The organism is Pseudobutyrivibrio sp. YE44, from assembly GCF_900104335.1.
In the GTDB taxonomy this organism is placed as follows: Bacteria; Bacillota; Clostridia; order Lachnospirales; family Lachnospiraceae; genus Pseudobutyrivibrio.
The window spans coordinates 20,982-28,494 of the sequence record NZ_FMXT01000019.1 but is presented as its reverse complement, the minus strand read 5'-3'; the positions used below and the strand labels follow the sequence as shown (position 1 = coordinate 28,494).

Below are 7,513 nucleotides of genomic sequence, written 5' to 3'. Positions count from 1 at the left end.
ATGATATTTGAAAGACATGCAAATTTAAAATATAAGTATGGGAATAGGCACTTTTGGTGTAGAGGATATTATGTGGATACAGTAGGAAAGAATGCAAAGAAAATTGAAGAGTACATAAGGAATCAATTAAAAGAAGACTTAGAGTACGATCAGATGACACTCAAAGAGTATATTGACCCGTTTACGGGTGAGCCAGTAAACAAAAGCAAATAATTAATGAGCCCAAGGGGCTCGGCAAGTAAATGATGTTGCGGCTGGCGAACCTTTCGATGAGTCTTTAGACTCCAGTGCCGGTAACAAGCCCTTATAGGGCTAGAACAAACCACCGGCTAAGCCGGTGGTTTTGATTTGTATGTGTTTGTTATTGGAGGCTAATAGGCTATAATTTAGAGGCAGGTTATTGTATCTGTTTTAGTCTTATATTATAGAAATGGGAGAATTCATGATTTTTTAATCTAAATAATTATGCTGCTTGGGTTCTTCAAATGTCTTTAACAAAAATAATCCTGTTGAATAGAATTATGATAGATTTAATATTTTATTTTTGGCATTTTGATTTAATGATTTTACTGAAAGTCATATGATTATTAATATATTTACAATCTCATATGCATTTAGAAGATTTATTGATAAATTTACTGCTATTGAAAAATAGAAAATCATATAGAATTAATTAAATGGTGTAGTTCTATATGACTTTTTTTATACTGTAATAGAGAAGCATGTTTAGAGTCTGAGAAAAATGCATATGGATTGACCAGAATATAAGATTTTATATGATTTTTGAAAATACAGGTTGAAATGAAATCAGGAAAATAGTAGTAATGCATATGAAATGATATAAAAATAGTTTTTCTATATGACATAAGATCTAGCAAGGTATAAGCTGTAACAAAATATTGGACTATAAGTTCTGAGACAAAAAATAATATATAAAAATAAGTGATTATGACTAGGGAGACTCGAATGAACAAGAGAAATGAAACAATAGATATAGCTCGTGGAATTGCGATAATTGTGATGATTATGGGGCATGTGGAAATAGGAATCCCACAGTATGACCAGTTGTTTTCAATCTGGTATCATGCATGGCACATGCCAATCTTTTTTATTGTGTCAGGATATTTCTTCAATGGCAGAACCAAGGCTGCTGGAGAATTTATCTCCCGCAAGGCTAAGCAGATACTGGTCCCATTTTTCTTCTGGGCCTTCTTCAATATGCTGTATGAGCTTGTAAGCAGCGGTGACTGGCTCATGTTTAGAGCAACACTGATTCATTCACTCTTTGAGAAGCCAACAGACGGTGTGCCTGGAGCAGGCGCTCTTTGGTTCTTACCAGCCATGTTCTGGCTAAATGTGATTTATTTTTTGATAGTGAAGCTCTTTGATAACAGACTTGTTTCTTATGCGGTCGGATTTGCTCTTGGCTTCCTTGGAATGGTTGCACAAGCCAGAGGTGTATATCTTCCATTTGGAATAGATGGTGGCTTAGCAGGATTACCATTTATTGTAACTGGTGATATCTTGAGACAGGTGGATGTGTGGGGGATTACAGCATTGCTTGGTAGAAAAGAATCTCAGGTTCACAATGGTGATAAGAAATGTGAACTAGAAAATAATTCTGTAGTTAAATCTGCTGGAAATGCAAATGTGATGAGACTGCCATGGTTTATTCTCATCCCAGCTCTTATCCTATTCAACTGGCTCTTCCTAAAAAATGGATTAGTAAACTTCAGGGCTGGAGAATATCAGAACTATGCATTGACCTTCGTAAATGCGGTGGCTGGAGCGATATTGTTATTGAATATTTCTCGGTTGAAACTCCCTCACATCCTCTCCATTATCGGCAGAGATTCCCTGATTTACCTCTGCTTCAACCAGCGAGCAATATCTTTGGTGAAGCCGGTATTGTCTCCAATATGCGGAGCCTCAACAATTGGCTGCTACACTTGCTTTGCGCTCACCACCATCGTAGTCATCCTGGTATGCTATGTGCTTCATCAAATCTTCGCAGATAATAAATTTCTTTGTATGGCAGTTGGAAAGCAGAATCCTTAAACTAGGTGCATAATACTATTAAATCAATTATAATTATGGCTGTGATTTAGGTCACAGCCTATTAAAATAAACGAGGTGTATATGGCATTTTCAGTTTTGTTGGTGGACTATTGTTCAATAGAAACCACTCTTAAATATATAGATTTGTGCAACGAGAAGATGAAGTCCAAGGACCCAATTCAGTTTTTCATCACCGATGTTTCACCGGAGGCCAAAGGATGGGCATACCTGAAGGACAATCTTACCGAAGTCTCAAATCGACCAATCAAAAGTAAGACTCTTTATGAGTATGAATACCACGGCAAGTCAATTTATTGCATCCCTGCCTATGAAAACTTGGGCTACGCCCGCGGCAACAATCTTGCGGCGGCTGCGTCCATTGTGCTGTTTCCAGATAATCATCTTTTGGTCAGCAACAATGACATCCTTTTTGAGCAGGATTGCGATTTGGATGAGGTGGATTCATATTTCACAGACCTTGACTACGCGGTGGCTGGTCCAGACATAATTCAGCACGGTCAGCACATGAATCCTATGTATCAGAATCCGCCTAGCTATTACATGTTTTTGATTTATCTGAACACGGTGCTTCCGAAGAAGCTGCCGGTTCCTTACAACAATACCAGGTACGCATTTTCTGGCTGTTTCTGGTTTTTCAATGTGAAGCATTTCGCTTGGGTACAGGGGTTTGACGAGGGCACCTTTATGTATTTTGAGGAGCAGATTATGGAGGAGCGCATGCATTCTATCGGCGCCAAGTTCCACTATCTTCGCGATATGAAGGTGATTCACGACCACTCCACCAAGCGTCAGACCTGCAAGGCGGCGGTGAAGTACATCAACACCATCCATCGCTCTTGCAACCACTACGTAAAGTACTACCTGAAGCCTAACCCTATCATGTACGGCCTTTCCAATCTGTGCTTCTACGTGCTGATGGTGCCATTCGTGATTGAGAGATGGATTAGGGATTTGATTTATAAGGTTAAAAATTAATTCCAATAAACTATAGGTGACTCTCATAATATAATTTTTTGATACTTTAGCATTTAGGTTGAATTCTGAAAGAGTTCAATGATGAATAGAGTGGGAGTGATTCTGATAATAAAAATGAGGGAACAATCAGAGTTTTAGAAATTACTTGGGGGAATAACATGACTAAACGCGAACGCGAAATTACAGACCCAGCAAAAATTGATGAGATTATAAATAGCTGTAGCTACCTGCATTTGGGCTTGGTGGATGACGGCATGCCTTATGTGGTGCCTTTGAACTATGGCGTCACCAAGGCCGAGGATGGCCATTACATCCTATATCTTCACGGCGCCAACAAGGGCCGCAAGCTGGATGTAATCAGAAAGAATCCAAACTGCTGCTTCACCATGGAACGCAACGTGGCGCCTTTCGAGGGCCGTATGGCCTGCATGTACGGCATGACTTACGAGTGCATCATGGGCACTGGCAAAATCACCCTCGTGGAGGATGTGGCAGAGAAGATTGAATCCCTTCATCTTCTGATGCAAACTCAGACTGGCCACGGCGGATTCGAATTTGACGAGCGAATGGTTTCAATTGTTTCTATCATGCGAATCGATGTTCAAGAGCTCACAGCTAAACACAGACCACTGCCAGGGACTGAGGCTGGACAGTAAGCAAATTAGACATTAATGAGACTAAACTTTCCTGGCATCTTAAGATGTCAGAGAAGCTTAATTCAAGAAAACTTCAATTAGTAGCAAAACAGAGAGAATCATAAATGTACGCAAACTTTTTTAAACGTTTTATAGATTTTATATTGGCACTGGTGGGATTGGTGGTTTTATCACCTTTGTTTTTGGTGCTCATCATCCTTGGGGCCATCTTCATGGGCGGCAATCCATTCTTCGCTCAGGAGCGTCCTGGCAAAGATGGCAAGGTCTTCAAGCTCATCAAGTTCCGCACCATGGACAACCGTAAGGACCCTACCGGCCAGCTTCTTCCAGACGAAGAACGCCTGAACAAATACGGCAGCTTCATCCGCAGTACATCCTTGGATGAGTTGCCAGAGCTTATAAACATTTTGATTGGTGACATGGCCCTTATCGGCCCACGACCACTGCTGGTTCGCTACCTTCCTCTTTACAACGAGGAACAGCGCCACCGTCATGACGTTCGTCCAGGCCTCACCGGCTACGCTCAAGCCCACGGCCGCAACAGCGTCACCTGGGAAGACAAGTTCGCCATGGACGTTTGGTACACCCGCCACATCTCCTTCCGACTGGACCTCCAAATCCTGGTGGACACCGCCCTCGTCGTCCTCAAACGCGACGGCATCAGCTCCGAAACCTCCGCCACAATGGAAGGCTTCCAAGGCACCCCAGAGGGTGTGAGGGCAAAGTGGAAGGCACCGTATTAAAATTTTCTGGGAGGTATTTTATGGAAACATGTAATAAGGTTTTATGTGCAGAATGCATGTCACTTGAGGAATATTTCATTGAATCTGAAATTGAAACCAGAACTATAAAAGATTCTAAGTATAAATTTGTTAAGAATGTTGCTAGATGTAAGTGCTGCGGCAAAAAAGTGATGGTGCCTGGTCTTGAGGATGAGAATGAAAGAAAATTTGAATTCATTTATAGAGACTATAATGGATATATCCAGATTGATGAGATAAAAGATATATTAGAAAAAAGTAATATTGAGAAACAATCATTAGAACAGATGCTCGAACTGGAAGATGGAACAATTGGCAACTATATTGCAGGTCAATTACCAAGTAGAGATGTTTCTGACAGATTGAAGGAGTTAGTTTAGTTTCAACCCCAAGCTAATGCTTGGGGTATTTTTATACTATTTTTAAAGATGGACAAATGATAAAATAAAGGGGTCTATTATACGGAGAAGATGTTATGGAGGGATTATGTCAGAAGAATTTGGCCCAGGAAAACTCTTAAACACTGATTTCATAGTCAGCCTTTCTAACAATGATATAGAGGTATATAAAGCAAATCAGCTTTTTTCCGAGGAACTAGAATTTCAGAAGGACACGCTAAGGTGCCTTATTGATAAAGGCATTTCTTTCTGCGCACTTGTTTCTGGTTTTAGAGGTACTGGAAAATCAGTATTTGTTGATTACGCTATGAAAGAGTGTGCTGAGAATAAAGATGTCATAGTTGTTAGATTCAATAGCATGAAATATGATTCTTACCAGAGCTTTTTAAGACAGTCTATTCGAGAATTGTATTTATCTATCAAGGACAAGCCTATCAAGAAAAATAATAAGACTTATGACAAAACAGAATTGCAAAAACTATACCTGTCTACATTTTATGATGTTAAAGAAATGTCTGATATGGTCAAGAACAATTCAAAAAGCTTATCAGATACTCTGGAGAATAGCTTATCAATCAATCGTGACGTTTCCGTAAATGAGATTTTATTATTGATTCTTGCAACTGCTGTTAGCAAAGGCTTCTGGGGTAAAATTATCACCTTTGGTCTAGCAATTCTTGGAAAGGTGGGCCTTAGCTACTGTGCGAATCGTAGCTTGAAGTCTGAGCTCAGCGAGAGCGTCGACAACAGCTATTCCTTTAAATGCGAATCAGTTTACGATGATGAAATTTCCACTTATTACTTTGAGGAAGAATTACGTAAGCTTAAGAAGGCTGGTAAAAATATCATCCTTGTTATTGATGAATTGGACAAGCTGGAAAATACAGAGGTGGCCGATATTCTTAGAGATCTCAAGCCATTGCTTTTATCTGATTTTTGTAATGCAGTTCTCGTGGGTGGAATAAATTTTGAAGAGGAACTCTACAGAGGCAAAGCCGGAATGAACTCTGTAGGCACTGGAATATTCAATCGTAGATTCTATATGCCTCTTGCATCCATGAAGGACTTGGTTTCTATAGGTCGTAAAATGATGGATGATGAATTAGATGAGGAAGATGATAAGGTATATCTGGACTTCTTTAAGATTAAAGCTATTGAGTCTAGAGGTGTGAAGAGATCATTTGTTAATAGCATCATCTCCAGTGCTAGAGGAGTAGATAAGTTATTTTACGTTGAAGGTGAAATAGAAAACTATGTAATTGAGCATAGGGATTTGCTAGGATACTACGATACTATAGAGGTATTTGAAGATATAATGGCTCAAACCTATACTGATGCTGATTATCTGATTAGTGATGTTTCTATCCAATATGCACAGTATTTAATTCAGTATATTATAGCAGGTGGTTTCATTAACACGACCTATAGGGTCATACGAGAAAAACTTGATGAGTCTATATGTGAGGTGGACAGAGAATTCATTCGAGGAATCCTTTCTGACTCAAAAAAAGAGGATATTATAAAGTATATTCTTGACCTAAGTTATGGTGAGGATTCTTCTGGAGATGACGGAAACAATCCAGATGGCCCTACTCCAAATGGACCAGTTCCAGATGGCCCATTTCCGGGCGGAGATAGTGCTGCCAATTATGAAGAAGATGATTTTGACTTAGATGAAAACTATGGGATAGAAGATCTATCTAATCACGCAGTAGCTGAGGAAATAAATCCGGAAGTTATTAGAAAGATTGTGAGAGAAGGGCGGCGAAAGCTGGACAAATCAGCCACTTCAGATAATTATTTAAATGCTAATTGGGGCTCGGGAAAATCACTTAACTATGTCTCAATGATTCGTAATAAAATTGCGAATGATGAGGAATGGTCTGACGATTTTTTGAATATGGTTGATGCGTGGTCTGATAGGGGGATAGCCATTGACAAGGATGAAATCAGTAATCTGAATGAGATATATAGACTTGTATTCTTCTTTAGCAAGTACTTTAAAATGAGCATGGAAGAGTTCTGTGAAATGTGTTATGACTACCTCTATTTCGAGAAGAAAGTATATTATTTTGAAGAACAAAATCCTGTAGATAGGCTTTTTCTTGAAATAAATAAAGACGGAAAACGTAAGCTATTTATGAGTGAATATGCTGAGCTGCTGATGAAAATATGGTATAACATGGCCATAAATAGCGGAACATATTCTAACTACGATATGAAAAGAAGAGATAATCCTTATGGTCCATTAAGGGGAATAGATTTTATTGATTGGGAAAAGAAAAATGGATTCGAAGTAAAGTATTATAAATCTATAAATTACCTTAACAGATATAGAAAATCTATTTTAGAACAGCTTACCTCTACATTAACATCAAACGATGCTTACCGAAACTTGAAGAATGTAGCTGTTATAGTCTTCGAGTTAAACGCGGACATGTTACAGGATTTAGTCTTGGAGACAAAAGAAGTAATAGGAATACAGACTAAGATGATTGCGGTTAACCTGTATTCATATGAGACGTTTAAGAAGTCTATAGATTATATTTATGATTATTTTGCTTTTAATGATTGATTAATGAAATACTATAGTGGATGTTAACTCTATGATACATCTTTAAGACTGAAGAATCCTTTAGTCATC

The 7,513-nt window shown here is 38.8% G+C and carries 7 protein-coding genes; all 7 read left to right on the top strand.

Annotated elements, in window-relative coordinates:
* Positions 1 to 213: transposase (locus BLR54_RS14495; protein ID WP_176761970.1), on the top strand; the 213-nt coding region annotated here is incomplete at its 5' end.
* Between the two features lie 753 nt (positions 214 to 966).
* Positions 967 to 2,058, top strand: a complete 1,092-nt coding sequence (locus BLR54_RS14490) for an acyltransferase family protein (RefSeq protein WP_176761969.1) — start codon at positions 967 to 969, stop codon at positions 2,056 to 2,058.
* Between the two features lie 81 nt (positions 2,059 to 2,139).
* Positions 2,140 to 3,054: a glycosyltransferase family protein gene (locus tag BLR54_RS14485; RefSeq protein ID WP_090422310.1), complete on the top strand. Its 915-nt coding sequence runs from the start codon at positions 2,140 to 2,142 to the stop codon at positions 3,052 to 3,054.
* A 158-nt stretch (positions 3,055 to 3,212) separates the two neighbouring features.
* Complete coding sequence (locus BLR54_RS14480) at positions 3,213 to 3,710, top strand: pyridoxamine 5'-phosphate oxidase family protein (protein WP_090422309.1); 498 nt, start codon at positions 3,213 to 3,215, stop codon at positions 3,708 to 3,710.
* 104 nt (positions 3,711 to 3,814) lie between these two features.
* Positions 3,815 to 4,453 (top strand): sugar transferase, encoded by a 639-nt coding sequence (locus tag BLR54_RS14475; protein ID WP_090422307.1) that lies wholly within the window; start codon positions 3,815 to 3,817, stop codon positions 4,451 to 4,453.
* Between the two features lie 20 nt (positions 4,454 to 4,473).
* Positions 4,474 to 4,851, top strand: a complete 378-nt coding sequence (locus tag BLR54_RS14470; protein WP_090422305.1) for a hypothetical protein — start codon at positions 4,474 to 4,476, stop codon at positions 4,849 to 4,851.
* Positions 4,852 to 4,957: 106 nt separating this feature from the next.
* Complete coding sequence (locus BLR54_RS14465) at positions 4,958 to 7,444, top strand: P-loop NTPase fold protein (protein WP_090422303.1); 2,487 nt, start codon at positions 4,958 to 4,960, stop codon at positions 7,442 to 7,444.
* Positions 7,445 to 7,513 lie beyond the last annotated feature (69 nt).